Origin of the sequence: Polaribacter sp. BAL334 (assembly GCF_015767435.1) — a bacterium.
Taxonomy (GTDB): domain Bacteria; phylum Bacteroidota; class Bacteroidia; order Flavobacteriales; family Flavobacteriaceae; genus Polaribacter.
The window spans coordinates 1-16,454 of the sequence record NZ_JADWOV010000268.1 but is presented as its reverse complement, the minus strand read 5'-3'; the positions used below and the strand labels follow the sequence as shown (position 1 = coordinate 16,454).

The 16,454-nt window shown below is 36.1% G+C and carries 13 protein-coding genes; 3 read left to right on the top strand and 10 right to left on the bottom strand.

Translation table 11 applies throughout. From position 1 onward, the window contains the following. Window positions 1–87 precede the first annotated feature (87 nt). The 5 genes from IU405_RS05575 to IU405_RS05555 all read right to left on the bottom strand — a co-directional run bounded on the left by IU405_RS05575 (window position 88) and on the right by IU405_RS05555 (window position 4,788). Window positions 88–1,494 (bottom strand): nucleotide sugar dehydrogenase, encoded by a 1,407-nt coding sequence (locus tag IU405_RS05575; RefSeq protein ID WP_197437627.1) that lies wholly within the window; start codon window positions 1,492–1,494, stop codon window positions 88–90. A gap of 76 nt (window positions 1,495–1,570) precedes the next feature. Beyond that, window positions 1,571–2,521 carry a GDP-L-fucose synthase family protein gene (locus IU405_RS05570; RefSeq protein WP_197437626.1) on the bottom strand — a complete coding sequence of 317 codons (951 nt, stop codon included), beginning with the start codon at window positions 2,519–2,521 and terminating at the stop codon, window positions 1,571–1,573. Further along, entirely contained in the window at window positions 2,521–3,543 is a 1,023-nt protein-coding gene (locus tag IU405_RS05565; protein ID WP_197437625.1) for an NAD-dependent epimerase, read from the bottom strand. The genes IU405_RS05570 and IU405_RS05565 overlap by 1 nt, the downstream gene beginning before the upstream one ends. 165 nt (window positions 3,544–3,708) lie before the next feature. Further along, window positions 3,709–4,140: an adenylyltransferase/cytidyltransferase family protein gene (locus IU405_RS05560; RefSeq protein ID WP_197437624.1), complete on the bottom strand. Its 432-nt coding sequence runs from the start codon at window positions 4,138–4,140 to the stop codon at window positions 3,709–3,711. 219 nt (window positions 4,141–4,359) lie between these two features. Further along, window positions 4,360–4,788, bottom strand: a complete 429-nt coding sequence (locus IU405_RS05555) for an adenylyltransferase/cytidyltransferase family protein (protein ID WP_197437623.1) — start codon at window positions 4,786–4,788, stop codon at window positions 4,360–4,362. Window positions 4,789–5,115: 327 nt separating this feature from the next. Between IU405_RS05555 and IU405_RS05550 the strand changes: the two genes are divergently transcribed. Next, window positions 5,116–6,048 (top strand): phosphatase PAP2 family protein, encoded by a 933-nt coding sequence (locus tag IU405_RS05550; protein ID WP_197437622.1) that lies wholly within the window; start codon window positions 5,116–5,118, stop codon window positions 6,046–6,048. 505 nt (window positions 6,049–6,553) lie between these two features. On the opposite strand, the gene IU405_RS05545 is transcribed toward IU405_RS05550, so the two are convergent. The 3 genes from IU405_RS05545 to IU405_RS05535 all read right to left on the bottom strand — a co-directional run bounded on the left by IU405_RS05545 (window position 6,554) and on the right by IU405_RS05535 (window position 8,224). Further along, on the bottom strand, window positions 6,554–6,787 hold the full coding sequence (locus IU405_RS05545; RefSeq protein WP_197437621.1) for a hypothetical protein: 234 nt from the start codon (window positions 6,785–6,787) through the stop codon (window positions 6,554–6,556). A 9-nt stretch (window positions 6,788–6,796) separates the two neighbouring features. Beyond that, window positions 6,797–6,994, bottom strand: a complete 198-nt coding sequence (locus IU405_RS05540) for a hypothetical protein (RefSeq protein ID WP_197437620.1) — start codon at window positions 6,992–6,994, stop codon at window positions 6,797–6,799. Between the two features lie 123 nt (window positions 6,995–7,117). Then, on the bottom strand, window positions 7,118–8,224 hold the full coding sequence (locus tag IU405_RS05535; protein ID WP_197437619.1) for a hypothetical protein: 1,107 nt from the start codon (window positions 8,222–8,224) through the stop codon (window positions 7,118–7,120). A gap of 871 nt (window positions 8,225–9,095) precedes the next feature. On the opposite strand from IU405_RS05535, the gene IU405_RS05530 reads away from it, so the two are divergent. Together IU405_RS05530 and IU405_RS05525 are read left to right on the top strand one after the other, a co-directional pair. After that, window positions 9,096–9,848 carry a hypothetical protein gene (locus IU405_RS05530; protein ID WP_197437618.1) on the top strand — a complete coding sequence of 251 codons (753 nt, stop codon included), beginning with the start codon at window positions 9,096–9,098 and terminating at the stop codon, window positions 9,846–9,848. A gap of 822 nt (window positions 9,849–10,670) precedes the next feature. Then, window positions 10,671–13,049, top strand: a complete 2,379-nt coding sequence (locus IU405_RS05525) for a GumC family protein (protein WP_197437617.1) — start codon at window positions 10,671–10,673, stop codon at window positions 13,047–13,049. 611 nt (window positions 13,050–13,660) lie between these two features. Here IU405_RS05525 and IU405_RS05520 read toward each other — a convergent pair. Together IU405_RS05520 and IU405_RS05515 are read right to left on the bottom strand one after the other, a co-directional pair. Continuing rightward, window positions 13,661–14,596: a Gfo/Idh/MocA family oxidoreductase gene (locus IU405_RS05520; protein WP_197437616.1), complete on the bottom strand. Its 936-nt coding sequence runs from the start codon at window positions 14,594–14,596 to the stop codon at window positions 13,661–13,663. A 113-nt stretch (window positions 14,597–14,709) separates the two neighbouring features. Next, window positions 14,710–15,987, bottom strand: a complete 1,278-nt coding sequence (locus IU405_RS05515; RefSeq protein ID WP_317193351.1) for a nucleotide sugar dehydrogenase — start codon at window positions 15,985–15,987, stop codon at window positions 14,710–14,712. Window positions 15,988–16,454 lie beyond the last annotated feature (467 nt).

Genomic DNA, 16,454 nt, shown 5'->3' with positions numbered 1-16,454 from the left:
TTATTATTGTTTTTTTAATTTTAATTTCTTTATGTTTAATATAGCATCTAATCAATAGCTACATATTAATGTTTTATATAAGTATTTTTATTGTACACTTGTTCCTAAACTAAATATTTCAAAACCAATCGATTTCATAGCTGCCTTATCAAGTATTTTTCTACCATCAAAAATAAAGGCAGGCTTTTTCATTAATCCATAAATCTTTTCCCAATCATAAGTTTTAAATTCATCCCAATCGGTTAAAATGGCAATTGCATGAGCATCTTTAACAGCCTGATAAGGGTCATTCGATTTTTTTAATAATGTTTTATTAGCATCTGCATCGCGAGAGTTTAGATAAGCCAGATCATTATGCATATTCTCTTCAGATACTTTGGGATCAAAAACCACAATGTTTGCATGCTCATCTAATAAGTGATCAGCAACATAAATGGCTGCTGACTCTCTAGTATCATTAGTATCTTTCTTAAATGCCCATCCAAAAAAAACTATTTTTTTTCCGGATACGGTATTGAAAAGTGTTTTTACGATATTGTCTGAAAAACGTTGCTTTTGGTGATCATTCATTATAATCACCTGCTCCCAATAATCGGCTACTTTGTCTAATCCATAAGACTTTGCAATATAGACCAAATTTAAAATGTCTTTTTGAAAACAGGACCCTCCAAAACCTACAGAAGCTTTTAAAAACTTTGGCCCAATTCTGCTGTCAGTACCAATGGCTCTTGCCAATTCTCCTACATCTGCCCCTGTGACCTCACACAATTCCGAAATGGAATTGATAGAAGAAACTCTTTGTGCTAGAAAGGCATTGGCTGTTAATTTTGACAACTCCGATGACCATACATTGGTAGTTAAAATACGCTCTCTCGGAATCCATGCAGCATAGATATCTACCAATGCTTGAATGGCTTCCTTACCGGCTGGCGTACTGGTGTCACCACCAATCAACACTCTGTCAGGATGAAACAAATCTTCAATCGCAGTTCCTTCTGCCAAAAACTCTGGATTGGATAAAATTTGGTAATTTACACCATTGCCTGTATTCTCAACAATAGTAAGAATGGTTTCTGCTGTACGAACAGGTAAGGTCGATTTTTCAACTATGATTTTATCCGTGGTTGCCACAGCTGCTATTTGGCGTGCACACAATTCCACATATTTTAAATCGGCAGCCAACCCTTTTCCTTTCCCATAGGTTTTGGTAGGGGTATTTACAGAAATAAAAATCATATCGGCGTTGGCAATGGCTTCATCCACATTGGTAGAAAAAAATAAGTTTCTACCTCGTGCTCTTGCCACTACTTGGTCTAATCCTGGTTCATACACCGGTAAGTTGTCCAAATTTTCATCATTCCAAGCCGCTATACGTTCTTTGTTCAAGTCAACTACTGTGACATTGATATGAGGGCATTTGTCGGCGATAACCGTCATTGTAGGTCCTCCTACATATCCCGCTCCAATACAACAAATATTTTTTATTTTTATCATTTTTTAAGATTCAACTATTCATATATTTTTTTGGTAAATTATTATAACAATTAAATACCTAACAATTAAATAATTTTTAAATTTTTACTTGTTTAAAACTCTCTATGTTTTCTAAAAACCACTCATAGGTTTTTGCAATACCTTCGTTTAATTCGGTACTAAATTGCCACCCTACTTCTTTCATTTTGGAGACGTCCATCAATTTACGCGGCGTACCATCCGGTTTGGTAGCGTCCCATAGGATTTCGCCCTGGTGTCCTACCGCTTTCTGAATGGTTTCTGCCAATTCCTTAATTGTCACATCAGTTCCTGAACCTACGTTGTACAAATGCTCAGGTAAAATATTTTCTAAGGCATACACTACCGCTTCTGCCATGTCATCTACAAATAGAAACTCGCGCATAGGTGTGCCACTTCCCCATAAGGTAACGGGGGTGTTGCCATTCAATTTGGCTTCGTGAAACTTGCGAATCATTGCTGGCAACACGTGTGAGGTTTGTAAATCGAAATTATCGAAAAAACCATACAAATTGGTGGGCATCAAACTGACATAGTCTTTGCCAAACTGTTTGCGAATGGCCTGACAGGCTTTGACGCCCGTGATTTTAGCAATGGCATACCATTCGTTGGTAGGCTCTAACGAATCTGTTAACAAATATTCCTCTTTTAAAGGTTGTGGTGCAAACTTGGGGTAGATGCAAGAGCTCCCTAAAAAAATAAACTTGTTGATTCCAGCTTGGTAGGCCCCATCAATCAAGTTATTTTGTATTTGCATGTTTTCCATTAAAAATTGGTAGGGATAATCGTTGTTTGCCAAGATACCTCCTACTTTGGCAGCCGCATCAATGACTACGTCCGGTCGTTCAATAGCGTAAAAATCGGTAACGGCTTGTTGATTGCGCAAATCCAACTCCTTACTAGTTTTCCCTATCAAATTGGTGTATCCTTGCTTAGTCAGTGCTCTCCAAACTGCGGAGCCTACCATGCCTTTGTGGCCTGCGATGTATATTTTTGTTGATAAATCCATTAGCAATTGTAATATTTTTTATACCAATCAACAAATTTACTAACTCCTTCATTGATTTTAGTAGTACTTTTATAGCCTAATTTTTCAATTTCCTTTATATCTGCCCAAGTTCGGGGTACATCTCCTGCTTGCATCGGTAAAAAGATTTTTTTTGCATCTACTCCAAAACTATTTTCAATTTCTTTTATAAAATTTCCTAGTGATTCTGGGCTTCCATTACCTATATTAAAGATTTTATATAATTCATTTTTGGGTATAATATTTTTTGGAAAATTTACAATGATTTGAATACCATTTACAATATCATCTATATATGTAAAATCCCTACTCATATCTCCATTGTTAAATACTTTAATTGGTTCGTTTTTAGAAATGGAATTTGCAAATAAAATTGGTGCCATATCAGGTCTTCCCCAAGGTCCATATACAGTGAAAAATCTTAAACCTGTTGTTGGTATTCCAAAAAGGTGACTGTATGTATAAGCCATTAATTCATTACTCTTTTTAGTAGCAGCATATAAACTTATTGGATGATCAACACTATCTGTTGTAGAAAAAGGAATTTTTTTGTTCTCTCCATAAACGCTTGAGCTACTCGCATAAATCAAATGCTTAATTTTATGATGTCTACAACATTCTAAAACATTTAAAAAACCAACAATATTGCTATCAATGTAAGTTTCAGGATTCTCAATACTATAACGTACTCCTGCTTGAGCCCCTAAATGACAAACCAAATCGAATTCATTCTCTTTAAAGAGAATAGGCAAATTGAAACGGTCTTCTAAATTCATTCTTACAAATTTAAATGAATCAAAATATCTTTCACTATAAGATAAATTTAAAAACACTTCTGCTTGTGTTCTATCAATGCCCAACTCTTTCAATCGAGCAAATTTTAAATTTACATCGTAATAGTCATTGATATTATCAATGCCTATTACAAAATGACCCTGTGTTATTAATTTTTCACATAAATGAAAACCAATAAACCCGGCAGCACCTGTTACGAGTATTTTCATAATTATTTCTTATTTGTTGTTTTCTTTCCTAACAATTTAGAATATTTAGTTAAAATTTAAAACTAGTAGATTGTAAATTTTATTTTAAAAAAGACTAAAGAGAAAAATGTCAATTATAATTATTTATTAAAACGTTTTTTAGGTATTCTAATAATAAGTTATATACTATCTATTTTTCATCTTCAAATTCTCCTTCTCCTGAACCTCTTTTCTTAGTCCACTACTAGAAAATCGGTGTTCTCTTTTGTTGAAAAAAAAAGCAATACCCGCTTTTTCGCAATATTCACGACCCGTAAAGGGCTTATTCATGTATTCGTCTCCAATGATTCGTACATCGATTTTAAAAGAGCGTAAAATGTCTTCCAAATCTTGTTCAGTGGCATAAGGGACAATCTCATCCACAAACTTGCAGCCTTTCAATTGAATATATCGTTCCACTACCGATTGTACAGGTCTGTTTTTTTCAGGACGATCTAGTGTTGGATCTGTTTGCAACCCACAAATCAAATAATCGCATTGAGTTTTAGCTTCCTCAAGCATTTTTACATGCCCTGCATGGAGCAAATCAAAAGAGCTGAATGTTATTCCTATTTTCATTTTTAGTATCTTTTTGCTGTTAGCTATTCGCTGTTAGCCTTTGGCTGTTAGCGTTTCGCAAATTATATATATTCTTAAACTTTGAACTTTAAATTTTAAACTCTGAACTCTACACAGTTTCTATAATTTCTATAGTTTCTGTTGTTTTTCGCAAATTCCTATTCGCTAACTCCTATTTTAAACTCATCATTAAAAACTCAAAACTCGAAACTTAAAACTTTATTCCTTCCCCTTCAACAACCAAGATGAAGACTGAATCTTATCCCCCAACCCATCAATCAACTGAATCCCCAACTCACTACAAATAGGGGCTTCTGGAATGGAATGGTTGTTTTGGTCGCCACCATTGGCAAAGCCCAAGTCATATTCAGTTCCAAATTGTTGATGAATGTCGGCAATGCTGGCGCATACGGTACGATCTTGATCAATAGACAAAAATGCTTTGTCAACTGCTTTGATGTTTTGTACGATAAATAAACGTTCGTCTTCTTGTTGGAATTCTTTGGAGCCTTTCAAGGCGCGTTGGTGGTCGCTGTTTACAATCACAAAAAGTTCATCGGCGAGGGCTTTGGCATTGTTAAAGTATTCTAGATGCCCTTTGTGAATGGGATTGAAATATCCCGAGACAATGATTGCCTTTTTCTTCATGTTTTTTTTCTTTTGTGCAAATATATGAGGTTAATATGGATACCCAAAATTTATAGAGGGCAATATAGCAATTTTTTAATAAAACGTTTTAGTAAATCTCGTTGTCCGATTTTCGTTGTCCGGTAATCGAAAATCGATGGTCGATGATCGGTAATCGGTAATCGGTAATCGGTAATCGAAAGTCGATGGTCGATAATCGGTAATCGAAATTAAAAACCCTTATACCATCCATAAACAAAATTCATGGACAAATTATTTTATTTATGAATTTTTATATGAATATTTGCAATTAGTTTATTGCTGTTGTAGAAACCTAAAATTGTATTTATGAAAACATTATTACACCTATGCTTGCTATTTGTAACCATCGCTAGTTTTTCCCAAAATCAACCAAAAGACAGAAACCACCTGCAAACCTTTGGACATGTGGTCAAAACAAGTTTCAATACGATTCCAAGTGATTTTGTGTATTTAGGCAAAGAATTTTCAGATGATTGGGCTAAAACAGGCTACTATGCAGCGGGTATTTTAGGCTTGATTGCTACTGATAAAATCACTACCAAATTTTGGCAGGACAATGTAGAAAAAACTATTGATTATAGATTGCCTAATATTACACCTCACTTTTTAAGAGATTCTAAAAACGAGTGGATAAAAGGAGTAAATGCATATCTCACTTACCCTGTAATAGGAGTATACATAGGCTCATTGATTGCTAATAATGAAAAAGGGCAATATGTTGGAGTAAATGCCTTCAAAGCGATTGCCTATTCTACCTTAATTACTCAAGTTACTTTAAAAACAGTATTTGGTAGAAATAGACCCGACGAACCCTTGAACTCTGGCATTTCTCCTCAACCAGAATTTCCAAATGGTGGTTTCACAAATAATAACTGGGATTTTTTTAATGGTCGCGATAAATATATCTTATCTCATCCTAGAGGATCAGCATTCCCATCTATGCATGTTACTACGTATTTTGCGTTGGCTAAAGTATTGCAAATGGAATATGATAATTATTGGGTACCATATAGTTTAATGACTGTTGTATTCTTTACTAATGTTGGCGCACACAATCATTGGATAAGTGACATGGTTTTGGGAGGTGTCGTAGGTACTTTGATTGGTCGCTCTATTGTGCGCAGTAGCTGGAGAGCTCGCGGTATTTTGGAGAAAAACAAAAACCAAAGACTTACTTTGAACTACATTCCGCAATTTTCATCAGAATTTACAGGTTTACGGATTGTAGGGAATTTTTAGATATTGATGTTTGATCGTTGGTCGTTAGTCCTCTGTAACAAAACAGAAAAACTATCAACAATTGAAATGCTGCTATGGTCTCTTTGGTTGAATTGATTAGTTGGGTAATCGTTTAATTGGTTATTTGAGAAACAGTTAAACCCTTAAACAGTTTTCAGTCACAGTGTTCAGTCATAAATAAAACCTTGAATCTTGAATCTAAAACTTTGAACCCATCTCTAACCCTCTAACCCCTAAACAACAAAAACCCTTAAACTCTAAAAGACCCTGAAACAAGTTCAGGGTGACAAGCTCAAAGATGGTGAGTAGTAACGAACCTAACCGCTAACCTCTACCCCCTAAACAAAACTTCTGTGATACTCCCTGTCTGCCGCAGGCAGCTGTGCAAAACACCGTGAAACTCCCTGCCTGCCGCAGGCAAGTGTGAAACCAAAAACAACAGAAACAATAGAAACCCTCAAACCTACCCCAACCTTGAATTTTGAATATTGAATCTTGAACCCTTTCAAAAACCTCCCCTTCCTGCTAAATACTCATAACGCTCCCAAAACAACTCCGTATTCTTTTCAAAAGGATCATAATACAAAATCAAATCTCGAAAAGTCAAAAAACGCACAGGCCGTTCGTAATAATGCAATATGGCATTGTATTCCTTACGAGCAGTCTCATAACATACCTCACGATACCTAGCAATTTCGTGTGGAGTGATTTGAGAAAGTGGATGTGGTCGTTTTTTCATGAGGTGTTCCTAGCGTTCAAAGGAAGTTAAATCATCTACAGACAAGTGATAATAGGCAGCAACCTCTTGCAAACTCAACAATCCCCAAGGGGCTTTTTTATAATGAGCCAAAATTTGCTGATAATACTTTTTACCAGTTTTTCGATGACAATTTAAAAATAGGGTCAACTCTTTTTCAAAGACAACAGAGGTAGTAAATACTTTCATTGGTAAAACGTTTTAAAGTTCACCACAAAAATAAAACGCATCAAAAAAAAAGGCAAAAGAAGGAAAATGAGTTTTTACGTAAAATAGCTGAATTTACTCAGCCATTTTTCTACTAGTTGAAAATCAAAGAGTTACTCCAAGTAATTTTGCCACAATACCTACAAATTGTTCTCTATCAGCACTTTTTGAATTCAACAAAGTTTCGGTAGCAGTACTCAGTTGCAACGGATAACCTTGTGCATTATACCAATTCCGAAAAGGAACATCTTTCACTATGATATGTCCTTTCTCTTCCAACAAGCGATATACATAACTCACACTAACTTTAATGCTCAGTCCTTGCGCAATGCTATCAAACAAATGGTAGCCTTCCCAGGATGAAAAAATAGTGGTTGGATAACTTTTTTCCTCAGAAATAGAAGTACCGAAAGAAAAACTTTCATAAAATAAATCTATAAAAGGTTGAAAAAGAAATACTCCTGATGAGCCCCCAATAGCATGCAACATATCATAAGTAACTGCAAACGTTTTAAAACGTTGGGTAAGCCAGCGCGTGCTTAACTTCACCAATTGCGACTGGTCATCTTCATCCAGCAAATCATAATTCATGGCTAAAAAAATATCTTTCAAATAAGAATCATGCGTTTTTTCCATAAACAATGACTCATCCAATTGCTGTATATAGGAATGTAACAAACCACTGCAAACAGCAATAAAATAATGATCCAATTCGATACCTACTTGTAAAATATTTGAATGAGGCAAAATCAACCCATAAGTACTCAAATAAGTCATAAATGAGGTACCTGCAGAAGGATCATATTCTTTATTTACCAAAGCATCAATTCGTTTAAAAACATCCGTATTTGTAGTGAGAAATGATAAATAGCTTTGGCAATCTTCATGTTCAATAAAATACAAATCCTCAATTTCACGCTCACAATAAGAATAAACATGAGAGCTGCAATCAGGAAATTCATACATTGTCTTCAAAGAACCATTCAAATAATTTTTAAAAAGAAAAGGTTGATCAATTTCAAACTCATACAATATTCCATACTGTTCATCAATACAATCCGTACAATTGGTATACTGATCCACAAAAGCAATAAAATTCTTTAAAAAAAGCGCATACAAATTATCTTTATCCATAGCAGCAGCACCTGCTACACGAAAAATAGCTTCTTTACGGAAAGGATCCTCATCATAAAAATCAATGGATAATATCATAGCAATAGTATAAAAGTTTCTTTTCAAGGCACAAGATAAAAAAAACTTGATTATAAAAACAGTAATTCTATAAAAACTCCACCGTCATTGCAGCCTGTCTCGTCATTGCTGCCCGTCCCGAACTTGTTTCGGGAAACGACGTACAATCACAGCACGTCATTGCGAACGACGCAGGAGTGAAGCAATCTGTATTTTCAACCTCCCTATACTCCCGTCATTGCGAGCGAGGCACGAGCGCGGCAATCTGCCAATTAAACCTCCCCCACTCTCAAAATGCAGTATATTGCAATAAAAAGATTGCTTCGTCCTATCGTCCTCGCAAAGACGTTGTGAATGCAAACCAATTGTAGTTACTCTTAACCCGTTCCGGACACTTCGTGAAAGCGTCATTGCTGCCCGTCCCGAACTTGTTTCGGGAAATGAGGAACGACTGAAGCAATCTGTATAACTTTAAACCCTTAAATAATAGAAACCCTTAAACTCTTAAACAAATTACCTCTAAACCTCTTTCAACTTTGTACCTTGTACTTTGTAATTCTAACATTGTACTTTAAACTCAACCCCTACCCGATACAACCCCAACCCAAAGCCAATACAAAGCCGATAGTAGTCCGTTAATAATTCGATACTTAGAGAATAGATACATAAGGAAAAAACGGAAAAAAGAGCATAAAAAGAGAACAATACCAAACCAATCCAAATCTTACAAACCCATCCCAAAGAATACAGATAGCAAGAAAATGCCCTCACTAATTTTACCCCATCATTAGGAAGCAATCTTGTTATTCACAAATGCTTTGCTGCAGAAAAACAGGAGAAACAAGACCATCCTAAAGGTAAAAATGAAGTATTAATTTTAAATTTAAAAAAAATGGCAAAACTAACATCGCTATTAAAAATGGAAGGCTCCCTAGATGGGATGTCGTTTTACAAGAATGCCGACGGGGTGTACCAAGTAAGAGCAAAAAGAGGAGTTGACAAAAGCAGAATCCAAAAAGACGCTGCTTTTCAAAGAACTCGAGAAAACAACCAGGAATTTGCGGATGTTTCAAAAAGCGGAAAGTTGCTAAGACGCTCCCTGATTGAAGTAATGGCAGACGTAAAAGACCGATCTAAAAGTACACGAATGTCGAGTGTGCTTTTCAAAGTAAAAAGCTTTGATACCGGCTCAATAAGGGGCGAGCGTAAAGTGAGTATTGGCATCGTAACACCAGAGGGTAAAGCAGCATTGTCAAACTTCGAATTCAATAAGAACGCTCCTTTAGATGCTGTTTTATTAGCAAAGTATGCATTGAATACGACAACCAATGAAATTACAATCACTGGCTTCAATCCCTACAAAATGTTGGCGGCTCCAGAAGGAGCAACACATGTAAGAGTAGTAGCTGCCCATGCAAAACTCGATTTTGCAACAGAAGAAAGTGATTTGGTGGTAAGCAATGTAGAAACAATAGCAATCAATGAAACCATAACAGACGTAACATTGAGTTTCACAACACCTGCTACAGGGACGGGCACTGAAATGCATCTGTTAAAAGTAGAGTTTGTACAAGAATTCAATGCAGCGCTGTATCCATTAAAAAATGGAACATACAATGCATTAAAATTGATAAGTGTGCAATAACCAAAAAGCACCCTATCGCAAAAAGGTCCTCAATTGAGGGCCTTTTTTTTTGCCCCGCTACCTCCACCGCCACCGCACGAATCTACGCTACCGCACCAACAATGTCATAAGGTTAAAAATATACGCTAGTTTGTCATTCCGACGAAGGAGGAATCTCATTTGTTTACTCACATCCTGCGTTTTTATGTATTAGTCAAAAAATACAAATAACTTCCTAACTTAATGTCATTAATCGCACGAATCCTTTCGTGTGATTGTATGTTTAAACAAAAACAACAGAAACCCTTAAACCCTAAAAGACCTTGTCAGTTCAAGTGCCGAAGCATAGCGAAGGTGTATCGAGAACCAACCTTGAATATTAAATATTAAATTTTGAACCCCAAAAACAACAGAAACCCTTAAACTCTAAAAGACCTTCTCAGTTCGAGTGCCGAAGCGCAGCGTAGGTGTATCTCGAAACCAACCTTGAATATTGAATCTAGAACTTTGAACCCAAGACTAACCCCTAAACAAAAATCGAACATCGAACATCGAAAAAAACACCCTTGTCAGTTCGAATGCCAAAGCGAAGCTCAAGCATATCGAAAACACTCTCCAACACACAAAATAATCCCAAATAAAAAATCATTTTTTTTCAATCATTTCCAAAAGAGTGATATATTTGACAACTTAAAAATGAAAATTGCACAAACACATTGAAAAGTATGTACTTGGTTTGCCTACAACATCTAAAAAAAGCCAATTTTTTTTGTGGTTTGTACGCTGTTTTTGTGCCAAAAATCCGAATAATACTGCATTTATGAACAACTTGAATTTGAACGAATGACCCCGACAGACGAAAAATTCGATTTTAGCAATGGAGAACACGAGGATACCCTCGATTTTAAAGCTCTTTTTGAAAAGTATCTTCACTATTGGCGCTGGTTTGTAATTGGCGTGCTTATCGCTCTTGGGGTTGCTTTTGTGTATCTGAAATTTGTCAAACTGCAGTACAATGCCAGTGCTTATATTATGATCAAAGACAACCTAAAATCAGGGATTTCTGAAGAATTAAAAGCGGTTTCGGATTTGGGAATTGTGGGTACCAGCTCTACGAACAACCTCGACAACGAGATTTTTATTATTAAATCTCGTAAAATTGTGGGGCGAATGGTAGATTCTTTATCGCTAAACATCCGCTATTTTTGGGAAGGGGATATTAAAAATGAAGAAGCCTATGCGAACAGTCCCTATTTTTTAGAGTTTACTGAAAAAGACTCATTATTGCAATATACCGACACCACGTTCATCCTCTCAAAAATCAATGACCATAAATTGCATTTAAAGGATAATGAAGGAGTTTTTATAGAAGAGGTAGCCTTTGATGAGGTGTTGGAAAAAGAGAAGTTAGGCAAATTTAAAATCATCCACAATCCTAAAAAATTCAAAACAACCACCTCTAATCCAGATATTTTGGTGGTCATTTCGTCTCGAAAAAGAACCGTCAGTGCTTACAAATCACGAATTGAAATTACTGCTTTGGATGATGATTCAAGTATATTGAGCTTGTCGGTTACCGATGCCAATAAAGAAAAAGCCGAAAATATTTTGGATGAGTTGATCAAACAATACAACCAAGATGCGGTGATAGACAAAAATATCGTATCGAACAAAACCAAAGATTTTATTGACGAGCGTTTGCAAAATATCGGTTTTCAATTGGGTGTAATTCAAGACAGCCTTAAAAACTTCAAATCGAATTTAGGCATCAGTGGTAATCCTGCTGAGGGTGCCATCGCTATTGAAAGTATTGCTGAAAGTGACAAAAAAATAGCCAACTTACAAACTCAACTAAATTTACTAAGTTGGGTACAACAAGAAATTGATAAAACTGCCCAAGAGTTGGAGGTATTACCTGCCAATTTGGGCTTTTCGGACGAAATTACAGCAACATCGGTCAAAGAATACAACAACTTGATTCTAGAAAAAATGCGGCTAGAGCGTTATGCAGGTGCCAAAAATCCTGATATGGTTACATTAATCAAGCAACTGAAATTGATGAAACAAAATTTGCAATCCAATTTTAACAACTTACAAAAATCCCTAGAAATACAATTGAGGGAAGCCAATCAATCGGCTAAAAAAGCACTTTATAAGGTCGCAGCAATTCCATCAATTGAAAGAGGAATGATTGATATTCAACGTCAAAAATTAATTTATGGGGAGCTATACTCTTATCTATTAAAAAAGAAAGAAGAGATTGCCATCTCTTTAGCAATTACAGTGCCCAATGCCAAAATCATTGATGTGGCCTATGCAGATGATACTCCGGTTTTTCCAAAGAAAAAATATGTGTATCTCATTGCCTTGTTAGTAGGTTTGTTAGCTCCTTTTTTGATTCTATACGCAAAACACGAATTGGATACTAAAATTCATTATCGCAAAGACTTGGAAGATGCTTTACAAATCCCCTACCTTGGTGACATTCCACATGCAGAGAGTGCTGATAAAATGATCATCAAAAAGGACTCTAGAACGAGCACTGCTGAGGCTTTCAGATTGTTACGTACCAACTTAAACTTCATGCTGCCCAAAACGAATAAGGGTGGACTTGCCAAAACAATATTTGTAACCTCAACCATTAGTGGTGAAGGAAAGTCTTTTGTTTCCATCAATTTGGCAGCAACGTTGGCATTGTCAAATAAAAAAGTACTGTTGATTGGTTTGGATTTAAGAGCCCCTAAGATTACAGAATATTTAGGAATGACAGATAAAAAAGGGATTACAAATTATATACTGGATGACAAGCTTTCTATAGCCGACATTACCCATACCATTCCACAAATGGAACATGTCAAATTTATTTGTTCGGGATTGATACCACCGAATCCGGCTGAATTGCTATTTCATGAAAAGGTTCAAACTCTTTTTGAAGAAGTCAAAAAAGACTATGATTACATCATAGCAGATACTGCCCCTGTAAGTTTGGTAACAGATACCTTAATGATAGCTGCTTATGCTGACCTATTTTTGTATGTTACTAGAGCGAACTACTTAGAAAAAAGAATGTTGATTGTACCCAAAACATTATACAAAGAAAAGAAATTACCCAACATGGCTTTATTATTAAACGATACAGAATCTGGAAGAGGGTATGGCTATGGGTATGGCTATGTAGAACAAGAAAAGAAATCAAAAGTAAAGAGTTTTTTTGGACTTTGATTTTATGAAGTAATGTAGCAATTTTTTGATGTAGCAATGTAGGGTTTCTCTAAATTATAACCTTAGTAATAGTAAGAACTCTTTAACAATAGAAACAAATTGACGAAGGCAAAAGGCGAAGGCAAAGGCTATAAATCGGAATCTTTATAACAAAAGAAACTCTTAAGCAACATACATTCTTAAACCGTTCAACTTTGAATTTTGAATATTGAATGTCTAGAATAGAGAAGCAAGAATAAAGTAGCAAGAATAAAGAATTAAGTTCTAACCTCTAAACAGTTAACCTCTAAACAACAGAAACGAAGGCAAAGGCTTAGGACAAAGGCCAAGGGAGGGATTTATTGATAAATTGTTACATTGTTTCACTGATTTCATCAATTAAACCCTAAACATCGATTACCGATAATCGATGATCGATAGACGATGATCAAAAAATCATCAACCAAAAACTATGACTTTGGTGGGTATTGCTTAATTGGTTATTTGACAAACAGCTAACCACTTAAACAACAGAAACAACAGAAACCCTTAAACAATTAACTCCTAAACCCTAAACAGTTAACCCCTAAACCCTAAACAGTTAACCTCTCCCCCCTTAAACAGTTAAACCTTTAAACATTCAAAAACGGATGTTTCTCTCCCTGAGTTACAATGCCATTATTTCGGATATCATGTACAATATTAATGGAGTTTTTTGCTTCTGATAACCCAAAACCATTGCCTTTGAGGATTTCTTGATAACTGAGGGTGTGCAAATCAGTAAAGCCATTGCTAAATTCAATTTCTTGGTTGTTTACCGTAATCGAACGATAGGTGCGTTGCTTTTTTTCTTGAATGGTTTGCGGAAGGTCGTTTTCATCAATAGACAAAAACCAACGAACGCGTGCATTTTCGAATTCTAAATAGCCAGCCGCTTTGTGTTTTTCTCTGAGATGCACCTTGTTTTCTTGAGCGGCTCCAAAAATCCAAGACAGCATGTCGTAAAAATGAATGCCAATGTTGGTAGCAACCCCCCCTGACTTGCTCTCATCACCTTTCCATGAAATATCGTACCATTTTCCTCGAGAGGTGATATAGGTCAAATCGACTTCGTGTTTGGTGTTTTGGGGTTGATTTTGCACGCGCTCTTTCAAGGCTATGATGCTGGGATGCAACCGCAATTGCAAGATGGTATTTATTTTTTTGCCGGTTTCGTTTTCAATGTCTTGCAGCGCATCCACATTCCAAGGATTCAATACCAATGGTTTTTCGCAGATGGCATGAGCCCCGCTTCGCAATGCCATTCGGATGTGGGCATCGTGCAGGTAATTAGGTGTACAAATACTCACATAATCCAATAGAACTCCATTTCTTTTGAGTTTTTCTATATGACGATCAAAGCGTTCAAACTCAGTAAAGAAATCAGCATTCGGGAAATAGCTATCCATGATGCCAACGCTATCAAATTTATCGAGTGCCGCTAAGAGGGTGTTTTGCGTTTCTTTGATGGCTTGTAAATGCCTTGGGGCGATGTATCCTGCTGCGCCTATGAGTGCGAAGTTTTTCATGGTTTCTAGCTGTTTGCTTTTAGCTGTTGGCTATTAGGTATTTAATAAATTTCATTTTTTTTATTTCTTCAACTTTCAACTAAAAACTAAAGATTCAACACTAAAAATTTTTTTTAAAGACTCTTATCCTTCACCTCCAAAAAATTCTTAATGTCATACACTACTGCTTTTTTCTTTTTCAATTTCTCCATGTCAATGGTTTTGAATTCATTGTGAGAAACTGCCAACACAATGGCATCGTATTTATTTTTATACAACTCTTTGATGAGCTCAATTCCGTATTCTTGTTTTACCTCCTTCTTGGATGCCCATGGGTCAAATACCGCCGTTTTGGCTCCAAAACTATTCAAAGAAAGAATCATGTCTATGACTTTGGTATTTCGGATGTCAGGACAGTTTTCTTTGAACGTGATGCCGAGTATCAATACTTTTGCGCCTTTTACTTTCACTTCTTTGTCAATCATCAGCTTAATGACTTCGGAGGCTACATGCGTTCCCATACTATCGTTGACACGTCTTCCTGATAAAATAATCTCAGGATAATAACCGTATTGTTGCGCTTTTTGTGCCAAATAAAACGGGTCTACCCCAATGCAGTGTCCACCCACCAACCCTGGTTTGAAAGGCAGGAAATTCCATTTGGTTCCGGCAGCTTCCAATACTTCAGACGTATTGATGTTCATCAAACTGAAGATTTTCGCCAATTCGTTGACAAAAGCAATATTGATGTCGCGCTGACAATTTTCAATGATTTTCGCTGCTTCTGCCACTTTGATAGATGATGCCAAATGAGTCCCTGTAGTGAGTACCGATTTGTATAAATTATTTACTTGCTGCGCAATTTCAGGGGTGGAACCCGAAGTTACTTTCAGGATGTTTTCAACGGTTTTTACCTTATCACCCGGACTGATTCTTTCTGGAGAATATCCTACAAAGAAATCAGTATTAAACACCAACCCAGATTCTTTTTCCAACACAGGAATGCAATCTTCCTCAGTGGCTCCCGGATACACTGTGGATTCGTAGATGACCAAATCTCCTTTTTGAAGGTACTTGGCTATTTTTTTACTAGCGGAAAGTAAGGGTTGTAAATCCGGCTGGTTATTTTTATCCACAGACGTAGGCACCGTCACAATGAAATGATTGCACTGTCTTAAATCTTCTTCCTCATATGAAGGATATAAGCCTTTCTCCTCAGTTGGATTTGATACTAAAACCTGTTGTAGCAATTCACTTTCAACTTCTAGAGTGGTATCAAGACCACTGGCTATTTCTTTGATTCTTTTCTTTTTGATGTCATACCCCACTACAGGATATTTTGTTGCAAATAACCTTGCGAGTGGCAATCCCACATATCCTAATCCTATGATTGCTATCCTTGTATTGTTCATTATCTTCATGCGACTTACGAATTGCGAATTTACGAAAAATATCAATGTATCAGTTTAACAATGTAATAATGTAACGATATATCAATGTATTAATATGCCAATGTATCGATATAACAATGGATTGATATATCAATGGATCGATATGCTCGTGGATTATTTTAATTTTAGATGGTTTCACTCCGCTACCGCACGAATAATGTCATTAAGTTAAGGCCTTATTTGTGTTTTTTGAATAATACTTACAATTACAAATTGTAAACAAACAATGAGATTCCTCCTGCGTCGGAATGACAAAACAGTGTCCGTTTTCTTTAACTTAATGACATTGTGTAAGCTTCCCCAAAATTCGGCCATTTAAAAATAGAATTCGACAAGCGACGCAGGAGCGCGTTCAGTAAAAATTATTAAATTTAAAGCCGAAAACTTATGAAGACAACCCAATTTACCGAAAACCAGATTGTTGCCAT